The following is a 19,053-nucleotide window of genomic DNA, read 5'->3' as shown; positions in this document are numbered from 1 at the left end:
AGTAACGGGAGTTTTGGAGTTGCAAATTCAGAGTTCGTGAGTTTAAAGTAAACATAAATAAACTTTGGACTCATAGACCATTAAACTTTGAACTCCTACCGCCATTTAGGTCGGTTTTACATTTTTTCCCTGCCGCTTCGCAATAGAGAGCAATAATGCCGGTAGCAGGATGAGGTTGGTACACATCGCCACGAGCAATGTAATGGACACCATCACGCCCATCGCCGCCGTTCCGCCGAAGCTCGATGCCGAGAAAATAGAGAAGCCGCAGAAAAGGATGACGGCCGTGTAGATCATACTCAAACCGGTCCCGAAAATCGAGGCTGTCACGGCTTTGGAAGGCGTGAGGCCGTTTTTGTACAATTCCTCGCGATAGCGTGTCAGGAAGTATACCGTCCCATCCGAGGCAATCCCGAACGTAATGCTGAAAATGAGGATGGTCGTCGGCTTGAAATAAATATCGAAATACCCCATGATACCGGCCGTCAATGCGAGCGGGATGAGGCAGGGAAGCTTGGAAAGCAGGATAATGGGAATGGAGCGGAAAAGCACCATACCTACAATGGCGATCAGGACGATGGCTATCAACAAGCTTTCGTAAAGGTTGCTCAGCAGGTAATCGTTGCTTTTGAGGAACACCAGGCTGTGCCCCGTGAGGCTTACCTTGTATTGGTCAGCATTGAAAATCGAATCTACTTTCGGGCGAATGCGGTTCATGAGCTCCTTAATACGCTCCGAGCCGACGTCGGCCATTTGAAAGCTCACGCGGGTAATGCTTTTGTCCTCGTTCAGGAAATTGGTCAGTTGCTTGGCCGCGCCCTGCTGGTTTTGCAGGTAGGGCGCCATTTTGTTCAGTTCCAACACGCCGGGCAATGCGTAATACTTGCCGTCGCCGCCCCGGTAACCCTGGTAGAGGAACTTGGACGCTTCCACGATCGAAACCGGCTTCGAGAACTCGGGAAACTTAGCCATTTCGTTCTGGAAAGCCTTGATTTTATAGAGCGTCTTCGCCTGATCGGCAAATACCCCGTTCGGCTGTTTGGTATTGATCATCACCTCGAAAGGCAATACCCCATTGAAATTCTTCTCGAAAAAGCGCAGGTCCGTGTAAACGACATCCTTCTTCGGCAGGTCGTCCACCACGTAGCCGATCGTTTTGATTTTCGTCATACCGTAGGCGGAAACGATGATCATCACGACCATCACCATGTAAATGGCCTTGCGGTGATTGTGGACGAGGCCGTCGACCATACGCAGGAAGCCGGACGCCCATTTGCCGTCGAGGTGCTTCAAATGGCGGGGCTTCGGCGTGCTCATATAATGCAGGGTAATGGGCAGCAGCACGAGGCACAGAACATACGTAACCATTACGCTGATGGCCGCCACGACGCCGAATTCGACGAGCAAAATACTGTTTGTAAAATAAAACACCCCGAAACCGATGGCCGTGGTCATATTCGCGAGGAATGTCGAAAGGCCGATTTGCCGGATCATTTCGCGCAATGCCTCGTCCTTGTTGCTATGCGATACGAGCTCCGCCTGGTACTTGTTGATCAGGAACACGCAGTTGGGCACGCCGATCACGATCAGCAGGGGAGGTATAAGGCCGGTTAGGGCGGTGATTTTGTAGTTAAATAAATGCAATATCCCTACCGAGAACACCACGCCGATCAGCACGACTACAATGGATAGCAACGTGAGCCGGAAAGACCGGAAAAATGCCCAGAGGATAAATAAAGTAACCAGTACGGCCAGTCCCATGAACAGCTCCATTTCACCGGAGATCTTCTTCATGTTCACCGTGCGGATGTAGGGCATCCCGGAATAATGCAGGTCGGTATTGTATTTGACGGCGAAGGTTTCCGCCATTTTCTCGATGTCGTCGACGATCGTCAGGCGGCGCTTGGAATTGAGCTCCTTGTCGTTGAAGGTGATTACAATGAGCGTCGCGTTGGTTTTGCTGTTGATCACGAGCCCTTCGTAAATGGGCAGGTTCGCGATTTCTTTTTTGATACTGTCGGCCTCGGCTTGTGTAGAGGGAATGTCGCGGATCACCGGGGCGAAATCGAAACGGGTGAGGCTGTCGTTACGCGCTATTTTGTAAACGTTGGCGAGCGAAAGCACATTTTTGATCCCTTCGGTTTCGCGGATCTGCTGGGAAAGTTTGCACCAGTCGCGGAATTTGTTGATTTCGAACAGCTGCGGGTCCTGCCAACCAATTACCATCACGCTGCCGTCCTCGCCGAAAAGCTTGCGGAAGTCCTGGTATTCCTTTTCTACGGGGTCGTTGGATGGGAGGATTCGGGCGAAATTGTAGGAGAGTTCAATTTTGCTGGCTTCATAGGCCATGAAGACCGTCGATACTAACACTAATGCAACCCACAGCAGCCGGTAGCGGATAATGTAAGTTGCTATTTTATTCCACATAATCGATTATTGAGTTCACAAAAAGTTGCAAATATAGCCACGGGAAAGGGAAAATGGGTTATTTTGAACGTTTCAAATGCCTGCCAATCTTTCAAGGTGATGGTACTCAATGCCAAAAAACTGTTTGGCATCCCGGATTTTTTGAAGCGCCGCCGCCTGTGCTTTTTCGGTTTGATGGCCTTTGGTACCGACAATCAGCACGTTCTTGGGCGTATGGGCATCCGAAATAAATTCGAACACTTTCGTCTTGTAGCCGAAGTATTCCAGTACCAATGCACGTATCCCGTCGGTGACCATTTCCGCCTGTCTTTCCAGGAAAATACCGTGCCGGGTGAGAAAGCTCACGTCGTTTTCGACTTTGTGTTTTTCGATTTCGCGGCGGATCTGCTTGTGACAGCAGGGTGCCACCACGATGAGGTCCGAGCCGGCCTGGATGCCTTTGAAAATGGCGTCGTCCGTAGCGGTATCGCAGGCATGCAGGGCGATCAGGATATTCGTTCCTGCCGCATCGTATTGTTCGATGGTACCTTCCTCGAAGTGTAGGCCTGCAAATCCTGCATTGCGGGAGATCTGGTTGCACAAGGCCACGAGATCGTCGCGAAACTCGACGCCCGTTACGTGCGGGTCGAGTTGCAGTACGTTTTTGAGGTAATCGTAAAGGGCAAATGTGAGGTACCCTTTGCCGGAACCCATATCGGCAACCGTGACGCGTCCGGAAGGCGCGACTTCCTTGATCAGGCTGCTCAGGATATCGATATAATGGTTGATCTGCCTGAACTTGTCCTGCGCATTGTGATATACATTGCCTTGCTGGTCGGTAATTTTCAGGTCGAACAGGTAAGGCTTGTTTTTAGGCGAGATAAGGCGGTTTTTGGACTTGTCGTGGCTGTCGGAGGGCATTTCCCGCTGCCTGACGGCCTCTTTCTTCAACGTGGCTTTGCCGCTGGGATGTACTTCGAAACGAATATCGCTCGTCAGCGTTTGCAGGGTAGCAACCCGAAAATCGGCATTCAGCCATTGGGTGAGCATTCCGGTGAATTCTTCCGCTGTGTGGTTCTTGGTAATATCGCGCGTTTTGTGGCGATAGGTGAGGCTCAGCCGGGGCTCTTTTTTAATGAGGACTTTCTTGACGTAGATGTTTTTCAGGCTGGCGTCCGGTCCGCGGTAATTTCCGAGCGAGAGTTTGACAAACGTATCGTTTTCGAAACTTTCGGTAAAACCGGCGATCAGTTCCTGCGCTTTTTCAGTAACATTCATGAGGGTGCTTCAACTTGTCTGTTAAAAGTAACGAGCAAATGCGGCGTTACAGTCTTGCTATGCGGGAATAATCACTTGATGATGACTTTCGGGATCTCGATATCGACGCGGATCCCGTTCTTTTCCTCGCTGTGGATCTGGATTTTCCCGTGCAGGCTTTCCACACGGCTTTTGATGTTGCGCAGGCCGACGCCCTGGCGGTTCGGGTCGATCATCCCCGTGCCATTGTCGCTCACGATGAGCGAGATCGTTTTCACGTTTTCGGTGAGGTCCACGGTGGCTTCGGTGGCGCCGGAATGCTTGATAATGTTGTTGGTCAGTTCCAGGACGATGCTGTACAGCTCAAACTCGATCTTGTTGTTGAGCCGGTTGTTCATGCCTTTGAGATTGAACGTGAATGCGATATTCTTGTTCTCGTTCAGCTTGTTGATGAGGCGGTGTAATGCCATCGTGAGCCCGTGCTCTTCCAGCTCGGCGGGCATGAGGTTGTGCGAAAGGCTGCGGACTTCCTTGTAAGCCGCCCCGACCATCTGGTGTACGCTGTCGTAAATCTTTTGTTCTTCTTGTGACAGAACCTTTTTATCGATCCCGTACAAATACCAGTTCAATGAAGCCAGGGTGCCGCCCAGGTGATCGTGGAGCTCCGCGGCAACGCGCTTTCTTTCAATAGTTTGCCCTTCGATTAGTGCTGCCTGGATCTCTGCATTCTTCGCGCGGAGCTTTTTGTTGTTAAACCAAAGGAATACTGCCGACAGGATCACGATGCACGTGATGCCGATCAATATCTGCTGCAATACGCGCTGCTCGTTAATGATTTTTTGCTGTATTTCGCTGTCCATCAGCTTATTATCAAACATGAGCTGGTACATGGTGTATTGCCGCTTGATCGTCTCGTCGTGGACCATGCGGCGCACGAAATTAACTGCCTGGCTGTATTCCAGCGCTTCCGCGTACATGCCCTTGCCCTTGTATGCGCGTGAGAGCGTCACGAGTGCCCAGTTCGTTTGCTGGGTAGAATGGTAAATTTTGGAATAGGCGAATGCTTTTAACCCGACGTCGATCGACTGGTCGTATTTTTTCTGATAATAGTAGGTATTGCCGAGGTCGTTGAGGCAGTTGAGCTGGCCGTACCGGTTATCGATCTTGCGGAACAATGCGATGCTTTGCAGGAAGTATTTCTCCGACTCGGCATAGTTCGAAAGGCGCACATGCATGTAGCCGATGCTTTGCAGCACGGTAGCGCGGCCCCAGTCGGAATTGATTTTATCAAACATCTTGTAAGCCTGGTCGTACAGCTTCACGGCCGTATCGTACATGCTTTTTTCGCGGTAGCAGTTGCCCAGGTTTTCGATGCTCAATGCGAGGGAACTGTCGGCTTTCAGGCGGGTAAACATCTGCACGGCGTGCTCGTAATTGATCCGCGACGAATCCCACTGCCGGTATTCCGAGTAGCTTTCACCGAGAAAACGCTTGCCGTGAGCGGTAAATTCGGGGAGGTTGAGCTGGCGGGAGAGGGTGATCGTCTCATTGGAAAGCTCCCGGAGCACATCGTAGCTGCCGTCGAGCAGGTAATAGGTGCTCAGCAGGTTGTAGGCGAGCAGCTTTCCCCTTCCCCATTGATGTTTCTGGGAAAGCCGCAATACATGTTTGGCATAAAACATCGATTTCTCGGCGTCCTGAAAAAGGTATTCAGAGCCGAGCTTGTAATATTGATGGACAAGCGCGGTATCCTCGGCAAAATTTTCCTGCGGCTTGGCTTCCACCACTTCCGGTGCTTTCTTCTCACCGTTCTGCCCGATAGAGGTGCATTGTGCGGCGGATAGCAGGCATCCTAATGAAAATAAGAGAACTAGTTTGTAGAATTCATTCATATATTATTGATACCTTGCCAGTTAGGTGCGCATTAGGGGGTTATCGGGGGCTGGCTTTATAAGGCTCGCTTAATTAACCTTTACTTACAAAAATATTGTCTTTTATGTAATATCTGTAAGGAAATTCGCCCCCGACATTGATGCCGATGCGCGGGCCTGCAATAATGTCGGAAGGAGTGAATGAGGCGGCCCGTATATACAGATTTCCTTCTGAGAGCAGGGTGCCATTGTGTGTTTCCCGCTCGATACCCATGGCGCGCACGAGTTTGCCCGGGCCGCGGCAGAGTTCTTTCATTGCGATGTTGGCCGTGGAAAGCGTCGGTATTTTGCCCGGCCGGAGCTGCCTGCGCAATTCCATGAGCCCCATGCCGGTCGTCGGCTGCAATGCGCGTACCAGCACCGCTTCACCCACGCCCTGGGCATTACTGACGACGTTGAAGCATTGGTACATACCGTAAATCAGGTACACATACACCGTACCGGCTACCCCGAACATCGGCTCGGTGCGTGCGGTACGGCGGTTGAATGCTGCGTGACAGGCCGGATCGTCCTGCAAATAGGCCTCCGTTTCCACGATAATGCCGCTTGTGACGCCATCTTCGGATTCGTGTACCAGCTCGCAGCCCAGCAGCTTTTGCGCAAGCGTGCGGGTATCGTAGGCCGAGTAGAACGAAAGAGGAAGCCTGTCTTCCGGCATCAGATAATGTTCATCGTTTGCTCCTTGATCTTTTCGAGCTCGTCCTTCATCCGGACCACCAGGTGCTGGATCGTGGCGTCATTAGCCTTTGAACCAATGGTGTTGATCTCCCGGCCGATCTCCTGCGCGATGAAGTTGAGCTTCTTCCCATTGCTTTCGGAAGCCTTCATCGTTTCGAGGAAATAGGTAAGGTGATTGGCCAGACGGATCTTTTCTTCCGAAATATCGAATTTCTCGACATAATAGATCAGCTCCTGCTCGAACCGGTTCGGGTCGAAATTGTCGTCGGACAGGTAGTCGCGTACCTGTTTTTCGAGGCGCTCGCGGACGGCCGGGATACGGGTTTTGTCCTGTTCGGCTACCTGGTCGAGCAAGGTCTGGATGGTATTGATGTATTCGGAGAACTTTTCGGCCGTCATGCGGCCTTCCTGTTCGCGAAAAACGGAACATTTGCGCAATGCTTCCATGACCGCCACCTTGATCTGCGCCCAATCGTCTTCCTTGCTGGTGTCGTCCACCGTTTCATTGTTGTATGCATTGGGCAGTTGCAGGGCAATGCGCAGCAGCTCGGTGTTGTCCGGCGAGAAGCCCAGGCCCGTGGCCGTATCCGACAAATCCTGGTAATAGGCATTCACCAATGCGCGGTTCACGGAGGTCGACGCCACGGTTTTACCGATCGGCTGGACGGTCAATGTAAATTCCACCTTACCACGTTCTAGCGACTGGGTGATCAGGTTCCGTATTTCAATTTCCCTTTCGGAATAGTTACGCGGGATGCGGCAATAAATATCCAAAAACTTGGAATTCAATGTCTTGATTTCTACCGTGACGTTGATTGATTCGGATTCGATGTTGGATACACCGTATCCGGTCATTGATTTTAACATAAGGATGTACGTTGGTTCCTGTTGTGGAACGGTTAATGCTTGTTTTGACCGCTGACGGACGACGGCTGACCGGCGATTTTTTGACCGCTGACGGACGACGGCTGACCGCCGATTTATGATTGCTGACGGCTGACGGCTGACCGCTGACCGCCGATTTTTATGACCGCTGACGGACGACGGCTGACCGCTGATTTTTTGACCGCTGATGGGAATTACCTTTCAGCAACCGGCGGTCGGCCGTCAGCAGTCGGCGGTCACTTATTAATTAAACCGCTGCTTTCCCCCCGATTTGGCAGGGTGCTGGCTTTCAGATGGTTGCGGCTTCGATATTAATGCATTCTTGTCCATTTCGGCATTGAAAATGCGGAACCGCGATACGTCGCAGGCCAGGTACAATGCTTGGAGCAAAGAGCCGGGTTCTGCCAGGTTCTTTCCGGCAATATTGTAAGCCGTGCCGTGGTCGGGCGAGGTGCGCACAGCCGGGAGCCCGGCCGTAAAGTTCACGCCTTCGTTGAATGCGAGTGTTTTGAAAGGGATCAGGCCCTGGTCGTGGTACATGGCCAGCACGGCGTCGTACTGGCGGTAGGTACCGGCGGCAAAGAAGCCGTCGGCCGGGAACGGGCCCACCACGAGGTTGCCCCGCTCCTTGAATTGCTTGATCACCGGCTGGATGATCTCGATTTCCTCGGTGCCGAGCAGGCCGTTTTCACCGGCGTGCGGGTTCAGGCCGAGCACGGCCAGTTTGGGCTTTTTAATACCAAAATCGCCCTTCAGCGATTGCAGGATCTGCTCGATTTTCGCGCTCAGCTTCTCGGCTGTAATGTGTTCGCGTACGTTTTGCAGGGGCATATGGCCCGTGAGCACGCCCACGCGCAGGTCGCCCGCGACCATGAACATCAATGCATCGTCCTTGCCGAATGATTCGGCCAGAAATTCGGTATGGCCGGGGAATTTGAAATCCTCGTTCTGGATATTGTCCTTATTGATCGGGCCGGTAACGAGCGCCTGGATTTTTCCTTCCTTCAGATCCTCAACGGCGCGTTTCAGGGAGGCAAATGAGCCCTGACCTGCTTCCGCGGTAATCTTTCCGGGTTGTATTTCTGTCTGATGGTCGTGCCAGCAGGTGATGACGTTCGTGAGCTTGTGGTTGGCCTGCTCGGCTTTCTGAATGCCGTGCAGGGCCCAGTCCTTCATTTCAAAAAGATTCCTGTACTGGTTCAATACCCGCAGGGAGCCGTAGATGATTGGTGTGCACAATTTCGCTAACTGGTTTCCTTCGAATGCTTTAAGGATTACTTCCGGGCCAATGCCGTTATAATCGCCGATGGTGATCCCGATTACCGGTTTATCACTGTGTTGTTCGTTCATGTAGGTAAATGCTGTGGTATGTGTTCCGCTGCGTAATTCTGTATTACTTTTGCCGGACGGTTCAACCGGCAAGTTACAAAAAATCCCGTGCTACTATGAAAATCCTGATCGCAGACTCCATGCATCCCTCACTATTCGGGATGTTGGAAGCGCAAAAATGGGACTACGATTACCATCCAGAATACAAAAGAGAAGATATCAGGCTTGCATTGCCCGCTTATGACGGGCTGATGATCCGCAGCAAAACTTTCCTCGACCGTGAAATGCTCGGAAATGCCGCCAATCTGCGCTTCATCGCACGCGCCGGCGCCGGCCTCGACCTCATCGACCTCGCCGTGGCGAAAGAACTGAATATTGAAGTCTTTCACGCTGGTACGGGCAACCGCGACGCTGTGGCGGAACATGCTCTGGGCATGCTGCTCGCATTGTTTAACAACATCCTGCGTGCCGACCGGCAGGTGCGCAACGGCATCTGGGACCGCGAGGGCAACCGGGGCGTGGAGCTGATGGGCAAGACCGTCGGGTTGATCGGCTATGGCAACAACGGCTCCGCTACGGCGAGACGGCTCAGCGGGTTTGGCTGCAAGGTACTTGCGTATGACAAGTACCGTGACAACTACGGCGACGCTTTCGCGACGGAATCGAGTATCGGGGAAATCCAGCGCGAGGCCGATGTGCTGAGCCTGCATATTCCGTTGACGGACATTACGCGTTACCTTGTTAATGAGGAGTTTATCGACGGTTTCGCCAAACCATTTTACCTGTTGAATTTATCCAGAGGCGAGGTGGTGAAATTAAAGGCAATCACAGAAGCTTTGGAAAGCGGCAAAATCAAAGGTGCCTGCCTGGATGTGCTTGAAAATGAAAAGATCGGGAAACTGACGCCGGAACAGCAGGAGGTATTTGATTATTTGCGCGCTTCCGATCGCGTTGTATTGACGCCGCACATAGGCGGCTGGACGCATGAAAGTTACGTCCGGATCAATGAAGTATTGGTAGAACAAATCCGGAACTGGCTATAAACAAATATGCCGACCAATGGTCGGCACGTTTGCATCTATTAGCCATGAAAAATAAAATACTTACTTGCCAAGTGTACCGCGAAGCGCACGTGGGATTTCAACTGATGCGATCGGGTTACTTGCCGCTGTCAATATAACAAAATTTTCAGCTTTCAGTGCACCAACCTTCACAGATTTTCCTAAATCCAGTTCAGTTACATCAACATTTACATAGTCAGGGATGTTCTCCGCAAGACCCTGTACGCGCAATTTACGCAATTTTTGGTTCATTTTACCACCTTTCATAACGCCGGCGGATGTACCTGTCAATTTAACAGGAACTTCAACTTTTATTTCCTTGCCAGGAATGATTTCAAGAAAATCCGCGTGGATCAACGAATCATTTACCGGGTGGAACTGTGTTTCCTGAAGAATCGCATTGTACTCTGTACCTTCGATGTTCAGGGTAACGTTAAAAATATCGGGTGTGAAAAGCAATTCACGGAACAACATCGTAGGTGCATAGAAATGCACTTGTTCGTTTCCTCCGTACAGCACAGATGGAACATAACCCTGAGCGCGCAAGTTTTGTGATTCCACCTTGCCGAGATTCGCTCTTTTAAACCCTACAATCTCAAGACTTTTCATAAGAAATTTTATAAGAAAGTTAAATAAAAGAAAATTTACTGAGAATTTATAAACAATGAACTAATAGATTCGTGATCGCGAATCCTGCCTATTGCCTTTGCAAATATTTCTGCAACGGACAGTACGCGGATTTTTTCGTTATGTTGCTTCAGTGGGATTGTATCTGTTACGATCAACTCTTCGAGCACCGAATTGGCAATGTTTTCGTGGGCCTTGCCCGACATAATCGCGTGCGTGCTGATGGCCCGTACGGATGTGGCACCTTTGTCGAGAATGATCTCGGCGGCTTTGCAAAGTGTTCCGCCCGTGTCGATCAGGTCATCTACCAATACCACGTCCATCCCTTCCACATCCCCGATTACCTGCATGCTGGCGATTTCGTTGGCGCGTTTCCGGTGCTTGTCGCAAAGGATCATGTCCGCGTTCAGGAATTTAGCAAAATTCCGTGCACGTGCGGCGCCGCCTACATCGGGAGAGGCAATCAGGAGGTTTTTAAGGTTCAGGGATTTGATATAAGGAACAAAAATCGAGGTTCCTTCCAGGTGGTCAACTGGCAGATCGAGGAAACCCTGGATCTGTCCGGCATGTAAATCGATGGTCATCACGCGGTCCACGCCCACTGCCGTGAGGAGGTTGGCTACTACTTTCGCTGCGATCGCCACCCGCGGCTTGTCCTTTCTGTCTTGTCTGGCGTAGCCGAAATAGGGGATTACTACCGTTACATAATGTGCCGAAGCACGACGGGCCGCATCCACCATGAGCAGCAACTCCATCAGGTTATCGGCAGGAGGGAAGGTAGATTGGATCAAAAATACGTCACAACCCCTGATCGACTCCTCGAAACTTGGCGATAATTCACCGTCGCTGAACTTGCGCAACGTGTAACCACCCAGCTCCTTACCATAATACCTGGCAATGTCTTTGGCCAAATATTCGGACTGACTCCCCGAAAATATTTTTACTGTATTGAATGAGCCCATGGCCAAACTAAAATTTGCGCAAAATTAAATAAAACCAGTTAATTAAGATAGTATCTTTTTAAAAAAATATAATAAAGCTGCACGACGCAGTACCCGGTAAGCAGTCCCACGAGCCCTCCGACGAGGATATCGAGCGGGTAATGCACGCCCACGTAGATGCGGCTATATGCGTAAACCAGCGCCCAGAGGAACAAAAATGCCAGTTGCGGCACTTTTGTGCGGAGCAGGCTGAACCACGTGATCGCCAGCGCAAAACTGGTAGACGAATGCGACGACGCGAAGCCGTACAGCCCGCCGCAATCGGTGACGTGGTGCATGGCGGTCGTGATCGTTGGGTCGTGGCATGGCCTTAGCCGCACGAAATAGGGTTTCATAAACCCGGAGGTAATTTTATCGGCCACCACCACGGCCAGTACGACCGCGACGACGATGATTCCGCCTTTTTTCCACCCTTCCGCCCGGACCGTCAATGCGATCAGGACCATGTAAAGCGGAACCCAGGTGTATTTATAGGTAATCCAGTACATGAGCGTGTCGAGCCACGGCGTGTGCAGGCCGTTGAGCCATAAAAACAGCTCCTGGTCGATGCGGACGATGCTATGTACTGCGTCCGTCATGAACTGAAACCGAGTACTTTACGAACCTTGCCGATGGTCTCCTGCGCAATATCCCGTGCCTTGGCTTCGCCTGCTACCAGGATGCCTTCGAGCTCTTCGTTGTTCTCCATATAATAATTGAAAATGCGTCGTGGCTCAGCGAAAACCTCCATAAAGCATTCAAAAAGTGCCTGCTTGGCGTGGCCGTAGCCGTAACCGCCATTGATGTAATTCCGGCGCATGGTTTCAACGTCGGCCTCGCTGGCTACCAGGCTGTATAGCTGGAAGGTAATGTCGGCATCCGGGTCTTTGGGCTCTTCCAGCGGTTTGGAGTCCGAAAGAATCTTTTTGGTGATCTTTTTCAGCTCGTTTTCGGGCAGGAAAATGTCGATATAATTATGGTACGACTTGCTCATTTTCTGACCGTCGAGGCCGGGGATCGTCATAATGCGCTCGTCGATCTGCGGCTCGGGCAGTACCAGGATTTCTTCGCCTGCCAGGATGTTGAAACGGTTGGCAATGTCTTTGGACATTTCCAGATGCTGCTTCTGGTCTTTACCGACCGGGATGATATTGGCATTATAAAGCAGGATATCAGCCGCTTGCAAAACGGGGTAGGTGAAAAGTCCGGCATTCACATCTGACAATTTCTCCGATTTGTCTTTAAAGGACGTCGCATTCGCCAGCATCGGGAACGGCGTGAAGCAGTTCAGATACCATGCGAGCTCGGTATGCTCCTGCACCCTCGACTGGCGCCAGAAAACATTCTTTTTGTAATCGAATCCGAATGCGAGCCAGGTAGCGGCGATGGCGCGGACATATTCGCCACGTTCGGTCCCGCTTTTCAACGTCGTGAGCGAATGGAGGTCGGCGATGAAGAAAAAAGATTCGTTCTGCGGATTTTTAGAGAGTTCGATCGCAGGTTTGATGGCTCCCAGGATGTTACCCAGGTGAGGTCGCCCGCTGCTTTGAATGCCTGTTAGGATTCTGGCCATTAATCGTCTTTAAATTTGATGCTAAGGCTTCAAAATTCGTTAAATTGAACCAGAAAACGTAGTAAATTTGAATTTTATACCTTCACCAACGAGACATGGATTCTAAAACGCTGCACTTTCTCAGTCAATTAGCGGAAAACAATAACAGGGAGTGGTTTCAGGAAAATAAGAAGCAGTACGAGGCCGCGAAGGCTGATATGGAAAAGCTCGTCGGTTACCTGATCACTGAGGTAGGGAAGTTTGAAGACCTCGGAAATGTACAAGTTAAGGATTGTATGCTGCGCATTTACCGGGATGTTCGTTTTTCCAAAAACAAAGACCCTTACAAGAAAAATCTCGCCGCAGGCATCGGGCCGGGCGGCAAGAGCTCTGGGAAAATCGACTATTATTTGCAAGTGCAGCCGGGCGATCAGACATTCCTCGGCGGCGGTATGTGGGAAGTGACCACCGAGCAGCTGGCGCGTTTCCGTCAGGAGATCGACTATAATGCCGACGAGCTGAAAACAATCATTCACGAAAAGGAATTTCATAGCTATTTTCCTGAAATTCATGGAGAAAGTTTGAAAACGGTACCGAAAGGCTATTCCAAGGAACACCCGGAAATCGAGCTGCTGAAACGTAAGCAACTGTTTTTTATGCACCGCTACACCGATAAAGAGGTGGCTTCCAAAGACTTCGGTAACCTGGTTTTAAAAGGAATTCAACTCCTGAAACCCTTTACCGATTATATGAATTATGTATTGTACGAAGAAGCGGAGGAGCATTGAGCCGCATTGAAGCCGAATCTGCCTGCAATACCCATTCCAATCTCAATAATATGCAATTTTCACATTTGCACTGTCATACCCAGTTCTCGCTGCTCGATGGTGCTGCCGATATCAAAAAGCTCTTCAAAAAGGCCAAGGAGGACAATATGCCCGCCGTGGCCATCACCGACCATGGCAATATGTTCGGCGTGTTCGAGTTTGTGGCCGAAGGCAACAAGCAGGGCATCAAGCCGATCGTCGGGTGCGAGTTTTATGTGGTGGAAGACCGGCACGTGCGGCAGTTTACCAAGGACAAAAAGGACGTCCGTTTTCACCAGCTTTTGCTTGCCAAAGATGAAATAGGCTACAAAAACCTCGTAAAAATGTGTTCGCTGGGCTTCATGGAGGGGATGTATGGCAAATACCCGCGGATCGATAAGGAGCTGATCGTCAAATATCACCAGGGATTGATCGCGACAACGTGCTGTATCGGTGCGATGATCCCGAAGACGATTATCCGCCAGGGCGAAGAGGCGGCGGAAAAGGAGTTCCGCTGGTGGCTGGACTTGTTCGGCGATGATTTCTACGTGGAATTGCAGCGGCACGACATTCGCGATCAATACATTGTGAATGAAGTGCTTATAAAGTTTGCCCGGAAATATAATGTGAAAATCATCTGCTCGAACGACTCGCATTATGTCGACCGTGATGATTGGAATGCGCACGATATCCTGCTGTGTATCAATACCGGTGATAAGCAAAGTACGCCGTCGGCGAAGGACTTCGACGATGAAAAAGGCATCCCGAAAGGCTCCCGCTTCGCATTCTACAACGACCAGTTTTATTTCAAAAAAACCAGCGAAATGCTGCAACTGTTCAACGACCTGCCCGAGTCGTTGGACAATACCAACGAGATCGTCGACAAGATTAAGACGCTCGATCTCCGCAAAGACATTCTGCTCCCCAACTTCCCGATCCCGGATGAATTCAAGACGCATACCTTGTCTGAAATGGTAGGAAAAAAGGAGCTTACCGCCGATGTTTTGAACCAATGGGAATACCTGCGACACCTGACATTCGAAGGAGCGCGTAAGAAATATGAAGTGGTAACGCCGGAAATAGAGGAACGGCTCAACTTTGAGCTGCAAACGATCCGTAACATGGGTTTTCCCGGTTACTTCCTTATCGTAGCAGACTTTATCGACGCAGGGCGCAAAATGGGCGTCTTTATCGGTCCGGGCCGCGGCTCTGCGGCAGGTTCGGCAGTAGCCTATGCAATCGGGATCACAAACATCGACCCGGTTAAGTACGACCTCCTTTTTGAGCGTTTCCTCAATCCCGACCGTATCTCCATGCCCGATATCGATACAGACTTCGACGACGACGGCCGTCAGAAGGTGATCGATTATGTAGTGAAAAAATACGGCTACAACCAGGTGGCGCAAATCGTAACTTACGGTACGATGGCCGCCAAATCGGCGATTAAGGATGTGGCACGGGTAATGGACCTGCCGCTTCCCGACGCGAACATGCTCGCGAAGCTTGTTCCCGACAAGCCGACCTATAATATGACGCTGAACCGCATTTTCACGGCGCCGTTGGAAGGGGAGGGCAGCCTCATGAAAAAGGAAGGTATTTCGCCCGATGAGTTGGAAAACGTGAAGCGCATGCGTGCCATTGCATTGGGCAATGACTTGCAGGCCAGTGTGTTGCAGGAAGCGCGCAGGTTGGAAGGGACGGTACGGAACACGGGTATCCACGCGGCCGGTATCATCATCGCGCCCAGCGATTTGACCGAAATTATTCCCGTAAGTACGTCCAAAGACTCCGACTTCCTGATCACCCAATACCAGGGGAAAATCATCGAGGACGCCGGTGTAATCAAGATGGACTTTTTGGGGCTTCGAAACCTTTCGATCATTAAGGAAGCCCTCAGGATGATCAAGAACAACTATGGCCACGACATCGTGATCGACGATGTGCCGCTAGACGACCCGAAAGTGTTTGAACTGTTCCAACGCGGGGAAACCAACGCCATATTCCAGTTCGAATCCGATGGGATGAAGAAGTACATGCGCGACCTCATCCCCGACCGTTTTGAGCACCTGATCGCCATGAACGCATTGTACCGTCCGGGCCCGATCGCATACATTCCTAACTTTATCCGGCGTAAAAACGGGCAGGAAGAAGTTACCTACGATTTACCCGAACTGGAAGAGTATCTGGCTGACACTTACGGTATTACCGTGTACCAGGAGCAGGTGATGCTCTTGTCGCAGAAGCTGGCGGGCTTTACGAAAGGCCAGGCGGATACCTTGCGGAAAGCGATGGGTAAGAAGCAGATCGAAACGCTGAACAAATTGAAAGGCGACTTCATGAAAGGCGGTACCGAAAAGGGCCTCGATGCGAAGAAGCTGGAAAAAATATGGACGGACTGGGAGGCATTTGCATCCTATGCATTCAACAAATCGCACTCGACCTGTTATGCTTTCGTTGCTTATCAAACGGCTTATCTGAAAGCGCATTACCAGTCGGAATACATGGCGGCGGTATTGACGAGCTCGCTGGGCAGTATCGACAAGATTACATTCTTTTTGGAAGAGTGTAAGAACCTGGGCATTACTGTATTGGGCCCTGATATCAATGAATCGGAACGCCAGTTTGGTGTGAATAAGAAAAAGGAAATCCGTTTCGGGCTTGCGGGTGTGAAAGGAAGCGGGGATGCGGCCGTTGAGTCGATCATCGAAGAACGGACCAACAACGGTCCGTTCAAGGACGTGTTCGATTTCATGACGAGGGTGAACCTGCGAACGGTCAATAAAAAGACACTGGAAAGCCTTGCCTACGCAGGTGCATTTGACTGCTTTCCCGAATATCACCGCGCCCAGTATTTTGCTGTGGAAACGGGCGAAACGGGCACATTTATTGAAAAGCTGATTCGCTACGCCAATAATTACCATGCGGAGAAATCGTCGGCGCAAGCGTCGCTGTTCGGTATGCTGGGCGATAGCGGCTCTACGCTCGCAAAACCCAAGGCCGCGGAGATAGGCGAATGGGACGACCTTGCAAAGCTCCGGTACGAGCAGGAAGTGGTTGGTTTCTACATTTCAGGCCACCCGCTCGACACGTTCCGGACCGAGCTGGATAATTTCTGCTCCTGTACGGTCGATAAGGTGCTGGAAATCCAGGAAGGCGAGCGTGCGCCGAGGTATTATGGCAAGGACATTAATGTGGCCGGTATCGTGACGAGCGCACAGGAAAGAATGTCCAAGAATGGCAGCTTGTTTATGATCTTTAAAATCGAGGATTACCAGGGTGCGATGGAAATGCTGATCGGCGGGGAGGACTATATTCGTTTTAAAAACTACCTGCAGGTGGGGCAGTTTCTGTATATCAAAGGGAAGGTGCAGAACCGCTGGAAGCAGGAAGATCAGTTTGAATTCAAGATCTCGCAAATCCAGCTATTGCCGGAGATCATGGAGAAAATGTGCCGGAAGATCAAGATCAACCTTACGCTGGATCAGATCGACGCCCAGTTCATTCATGTGCTCAATGAAACCTTCGGAAGTCACCCCGGCGGATGCCAGGTGAGCATGACCGTGAAGGACCCCGAGACGCATCTGGAAGTCGAAATGTTGTCGCGCGGTTACCGTGTAGCGCCTAGTAATGAGCTGTTTAAGGTGCTTCGGGGCTTTCATGGGGTGAAATTCTCATTAAACTGATTTGGATTGATCTGGATAAGGAACTTTTAGATATGAATATTCCTTATTAACCCAGATTGATAAATAACATTTAGACACTTAAAACATGGGAAAAGCACTTGAAATTACCGATAGCACCTTCGAAGATCTGATCAAAGGTGATAAACCTGTACTTGTTGACTTCTGGGCAGAGTGGTGCGGGCCTTGTAAAATGATCGGACCGGTTGTTGAGCAGCTCGCAGGAGAGTACGACGGCAAGGCGGTTATTGGTAAAATGGATGTGGATATGAACTCTTCGGTACCTGCAAAATTCGGTATCCGTAGTATCCCTACGCTGATGATTTTCAAAGGCGGCCAACTGGTAGATAAAGTAGTAGGCGTTGTTCCTAAAACAACCCTGGAAGATAAATTGAATGCGCAGATCGAAGCGACCGTTTGATAATCGCTGATTTGTGAAAGAGTTAAAAGCCCCGGTGACGGGGCTTTTTTGTTTGTATACTGTTATAAAAGGTATATAATTATCTACTCTTAATCACTATATTCACGCTATGAAATACTCAGAATTTCATCGTATCGTCCGGCGTAACGGATGGGTTCTCGCCCGCACACGAGGCAGTCACTATATGTACATCAAAAACGGGGTAACGTATTGTGTGCCGTATCATTCGTCAAAGGAAATGAATGAAGGTCTGAGAAAACAATTATTAAGGAAATGAAACTGACTAATCAATAGGAATATGAAAAGAATCAGGGTATTGATTGAAAGAGGGAAAGACGGTTACAGCGCTTACGCCGAGAATGTCAGGAAAATTTACGGGATAGGGGATACGGTGCAGGATGTCAAAAAGAACGTTCTGGAATGCATTGAAATAGTCAAATCATTTGATGACAAGAACATTCCGGCTGCACTGAAAGGTGAATATGAAATCATTTGGAAATTCGATGTGGAAAGCCTTTTGGAATATTACAAGGGCATTTTCAACCAAACCGGCATTGCCCGGTTGACCGGGATCAACGAGAAGCAACTCAATCATTATGCCTCGGGCCTTAAAAAACCTCGTCCCGCGCAGGCGAAGAAGATTGAAAACGCATTGCATAAGCTGGGCGGTGAACTTTTGGCTATCGAGTTGTAACAACCCCGCTGGATAATTTCAAAATAGCCGCAACGTGCGAAAACAGTACCGCCGGAACAATGAATGCCGGTAGCAAAACATATGGCGCCTTGAACAACCCTGTATTAGGCTGATCGAATGCAAATTGCTGGAAAGGCGTTGGCGCGGAGAGAATCGCGCGAACGACAATGTTGAGCAGCAACCCGAGGCAAATGATATTCCACACGAGCAAACCACGGTTCCCTACAAGCCCCTTTCGATAAGCAAGCCAAACCAATGGAGCGGTAATGCCGGACAAAATATCCGGATTGCTGCCCTCGAAGGTCATAAGCTGCGGAATCTCTCCCATTTGGAAGAGGAGGAATAATACCAGTTCCACTGCAATGCGAACGGTGTGAAGCAATGTGAGATTTTTCAATGAGCTGGTCGTAATCAGCATCCGGCGCTGGAAAAGTGCCAGGTATACAATGAAAATCAATGGTGGCCCGATCGCCAGGGCGAAATGCGGTGGCATGCTGGTGGTGTCGAGGTAAAAGCCGTTGGTACTCAGGAGTATTTGCAACGGCATCCAGGTCAAGGCTAAAAGCCACATCGATTTTGATGCGTTTGTGGCTTTGTAAAGCATAATGCATGTCGCGATAAGGGTTGCGACAAATAATGCGGAGGGTAGTAAGTGATTGTTATTCATGGCAATGATTGGTTTGTCGATGCGAATTAAACCAATCGCCCTGCGAAGAATCTTGCCAATTGGCAACAAATTGGCTGCA

General features: G+C 50.3%; 17 protein-coding genes. 6 read left to right on the top strand and 11 right to left on the bottom strand.

Annotated elements, in window-relative coordinates:
* Positions 1-105: 105 nt before the first annotated feature.
* From H144_RS0119850 to pdxA, 6 genes are all read right to left on the bottom strand, one after another.
* On the bottom strand, positions 106-2,427 hold the full coding sequence (locus H144_RS0119850; RefSeq protein ID WP_019943851.1) for an efflux RND transporter permease subunit: 2,322 nt from the start codon (positions 2,425-2,427) through the stop codon (positions 106-108).
* A gap of 72 nt (positions 2,428-2,499) precedes the next feature.
* Positions 2,500-3,684: a class I SAM-dependent methyltransferase gene (locus tag H144_RS0119845; protein WP_019943850.1), complete on the bottom strand. Its 1,185-nt coding sequence runs from the start codon at positions 3,682-3,684 to the stop codon at positions 2,500-2,502.
* A 71-nt stretch (positions 3,685-3,755) separates the two neighbouring features.
* Positions 3,756-5,555, bottom strand: coding sequence for a tetratricopeptide repeat-containing sensor histidine kinase (locus H144_RS0119840; protein ID WP_019943849.1), 1,800 nt, complete (start codon positions 5,553-5,555; stop codon positions 3,756-3,758).
* Between the two features lie 73 nt (positions 5,556-5,628).
* Positions 5,629-6,252 carry a DNA-3-methyladenine glycosylase gene (locus H144_RS0119835; RefSeq protein WP_019943848.1) on the bottom strand — a complete coding sequence of 208 codons (624 nt, stop codon included), beginning with the start codon at positions 6,250-6,252 and terminating at the stop codon, positions 5,629-5,631.
* A complete protein-coding gene (locus tag H144_RS0119830; RefSeq protein WP_019943847.1) occupies positions 6,252-7,139 on the bottom strand; it encodes a YicC/YloC family endoribonuclease in 888 nt (295 codons plus the stop codon). The genes H144_RS0119835 and H144_RS0119830 overlap by 1 nt, the downstream gene beginning before the upstream one ends.
* Before the next feature lie 261 nt (positions 7,140-7,400).
* Positions 7,401-8,507, bottom strand: a complete 1,107-nt coding sequence (gene pdxA / locus H144_RS0119825) for a 4-hydroxythreonine-4-phosphate dehydrogenase PdxA (protein WP_019943846.1) — start codon at positions 8,505-8,507, stop codon at positions 7,401-7,403.
* A gap of 8 nt (positions 8,508-8,515) precedes the next feature.
* Here pdxA and H144_RS0119820 point away from each other — a divergent pair, with 8 nt between their 5' ends.
* Positions 8,516-9,529, top strand: a complete 1,014-nt coding sequence (locus tag H144_RS0119820) for a 2-hydroxyacid dehydrogenase (RefSeq protein ID WP_019943845.1) — start codon at positions 8,516-8,518, stop codon at positions 9,527-9,529.
* 60 nt (positions 9,530-9,589) lie between these two features.
* On the opposite strand, the gene H144_RS0119815 is transcribed toward H144_RS0119820, so the two are convergent.
* Genes H144_RS0119815 through trpS form a run of 4 tightly spaced genes read right to left on the bottom strand, consistent with a single transcriptional unit; the run spans position 9,590 to position 12,727 of the window.
* Positions 9,590-10,156, bottom strand: coding sequence for a 50S ribosomal protein L25/general stress protein Ctc (locus H144_RS0119815; RefSeq protein WP_019943844.1), 567 nt, complete (start codon positions 10,154-10,156; stop codon positions 9,590-9,592).
* A gap of 35 nt (positions 10,157-10,191) precedes the next feature.
* Positions 10,192-11,136 carry a ribose-phosphate pyrophosphokinase gene (locus tag H144_RS0119810; RefSeq protein ID WP_019943843.1) on the bottom strand — a complete coding sequence of 315 codons (945 nt, stop codon included), beginning with the start codon at positions 11,134-11,136 and terminating at the stop codon, positions 10,192-10,194.
* Positions 11,137-11,174: 38 nt separating this feature from the next.
* Positions 11,175-11,753, bottom strand: coding sequence for a phosphatase PAP2 family protein (locus H144_RS0119805; protein ID WP_019943842.1), 579 nt, complete (start codon positions 11,751-11,753; stop codon positions 11,175-11,177).
* Positions 11,750-12,727 carry a tryptophan--tRNA ligase gene (gene trpS, locus H144_RS0119800; RefSeq protein ID WP_019943841.1) on the bottom strand — a complete coding sequence of 326 codons (978 nt, stop codon included), beginning with the start codon at positions 12,725-12,727 and terminating at the stop codon, positions 11,750-11,752. Before trpS ends, H144_RS0119805 begins: the two co-directional genes overlap by 4 nt.
* 95 nt (positions 12,728-12,822) lie before the next feature.
* On the opposite strand from trpS, the gene H144_RS0119795 reads away from it, so the two are divergent.
* From H144_RS0119795 to H144_RS0119780, 5 genes are all read left to right on the top strand, one after another.
* Complete coding sequence (locus H144_RS0119795; protein ID WP_019943840.1) at positions 12,823-13,494, top strand: DUF2461 domain-containing protein; 672 nt, start codon at positions 12,823-12,825, stop codon at positions 13,492-13,494.
* A gap of 50 nt (positions 13,495-13,544) precedes the next feature.
* Positions 13,545-17,195, top strand: a complete 3,651-nt coding sequence (dnaE, locus tag H144_RS0119790) for a DNA polymerase III subunit alpha (protein WP_026350849.1) — start codon at positions 13,545-13,547, stop codon at positions 17,193-17,195.
* Positions 17,196-17,280: 85 nt separating this feature from the next.
* On the top strand, positions 17,281-17,613 hold the full coding sequence (gene trxA / locus H144_RS0119785; RefSeq protein ID WP_019943838.1) for a thioredoxin: 333 nt from the start codon (positions 17,281-17,283) through the stop codon (positions 17,611-17,613).
* Positions 17,614-17,722: 109 nt separating this feature from the next.
* Positions 17,723-17,890, top strand: a complete 168-nt coding sequence (locus H144_RS35130) for a type II toxin-antitoxin system HicA family toxin (protein ID WP_188982588.1) — start codon at positions 17,723-17,725, stop codon at positions 17,888-17,890.
* A 21-nt stretch (positions 17,891-17,911) separates the two neighbouring features.
* Positions 17,912-18,307, top strand: coding sequence for a hypothetical protein (locus H144_RS0119780; RefSeq protein WP_019943837.1), 396 nt, complete (start codon positions 17,912-17,914; stop codon positions 18,305-18,307).
* On the opposite strand, the gene H144_RS0119775 is transcribed toward H144_RS0119780, so the two are convergent.
* Positions 18,294-18,878 (bottom strand): DUF8737 domain-containing protein, encoded by a 585-nt coding sequence (locus H144_RS0119775; RefSeq protein ID WP_229207946.1) that lies wholly within the window; start codon positions 18,876-18,878, stop codon positions 18,294-18,296. The genes H144_RS0119780 and H144_RS0119775 overlap by 14 nt on opposite strands.
* Between the last annotated feature and the right edge of the window lie 175 nt (positions 18,879-19,053).

It is taken from the genome of Dyadobacter beijingensis DSM 21582 (assembly GCF_000382205.1).
In the GTDB taxonomy this organism is placed as follows: Bacteria; Bacteroidota; Bacteroidia; order Cytophagales; family Spirosomataceae; genus Dyadobacter; species Dyadobacter beijingensis.
Note: the sequence above shows the minus strand (reverse complement) of the source record. Positions and strands in the feature narration are given on the sequence as shown.

What these genes read in the sequence shown, in the direction of transcription:
- H144_RS0119850 (WP_019943851.1), bottom strand. Translation starts at nt 2,427, where the DNA reads ATGTGGAATAAAATAGCAACTTACATTATCCGCTACCGGCTGCTGTGG.
- H144_RS0119845 (WP_019943850.1), bottom strand. Translation starts at nt 3,684, where the DNA reads ATGAATGTTACTGAAAAAGCGCAGGAACTGATCGCCGGTTTTACCGAA.
- H144_RS0119840 (WP_019943849.1), bottom strand. Translation starts at nt 5,555, where the DNA reads ATGAATGAATTCTACAAACTAGTTCTCTTATTTTCATTAGGATGCCTG.
- H144_RS0119835 (WP_019943848.1), bottom strand. Translation starts at nt 6,252, where the DNA reads ATGCCGGAAGACAGGCTTCCTCTTTCGTTCTACTCGGCCTACGATACC.
- H144_RS0119830 (WP_019943847.1), bottom strand. Translation starts at nt 7,139, where the DNA reads ATGTTAAAATCAATGACCGGATACGGTGTATCCAACATCGAATCCGAA.
- pdxA (WP_019943846.1), bottom strand. Translation starts at nt 8,507, where the DNA reads ATGAACGAACAACACAGTGATAAACCGGTAATCGGGATCACCATCGGC.
- H144_RS0119820 (WP_019943845.1), top strand. Translation starts at nt 8,516, where the DNA reads ATGCTGTGGTATGTGTTCCGCTGCGTAATTCTGTATTACTTTTGCCGG.
- H144_RS0119815 (WP_019943844.1), bottom strand. Translation starts at nt 10,156, where the DNA reads ATGAAAAGTCTTGAGATTGTAGGGTTTAAAAGAGCGAATCTCGGCAAG.
- H144_RS0119810 (WP_019943843.1), bottom strand. Translation starts at nt 11,136, where the DNA reads ATGGGCTCATTCAATACAGTAAAAATATTTTCGGGGAGTCAGTCCGAA.
- H144_RS0119805 (WP_019943842.1), bottom strand. Translation starts at nt 11,753, where the DNA reads ATGACGGACGCAGTACATAGCATCGTCCGCATCGACCAGGAGCTGTTT.
- trpS (WP_019943841.1), bottom strand. Translation starts at nt 12,727, where the DNA reads ATGGCCAGAATCCTAACAGGCATTCAAAGCAGCGGGCGACCTCACCTG.
- H144_RS0119795 (WP_019943840.1), top strand. Translation starts at nt 12,823, where the DNA reads ATGGATTCTAAAACGCTGCACTTTCTCAGTCAATTAGCGGAAAACAAT.
- dnaE (WP_026350849.1), top strand. Translation starts at nt 13,545, where the DNA reads ATGCAATTTTCACATTTGCACTGTCATACCCAGTTCTCGCTGCTCGAT.
- trxA (WP_019943838.1), top strand. Translation starts at nt 17,281, where the DNA reads ATGGGAAAAGCACTTGAAATTACCGATAGCACCTTCGAAGATCTGATC.
- H144_RS35130 (WP_188982588.1), top strand. Translation starts at nt 17,723, where the DNA reads ATGAAATACTCAGAATTTCATCGTATCGTCCGGCGTAACGGATGGGTT.
- H144_RS0119780 (WP_019943837.1), top strand. Translation starts at nt 17,912, where the DNA reads ATGAAAAGAATCAGGGTATTGATTGAAAGAGGGAAAGACGGTTACAGC.
- H144_RS0119775 (WP_229207946.1), bottom strand. Translation starts at nt 18,878, where the DNA reads ATGTGGCTTTTAGCCTTGACCTGGATGCCGTTGCAAATACTCCTGAGT.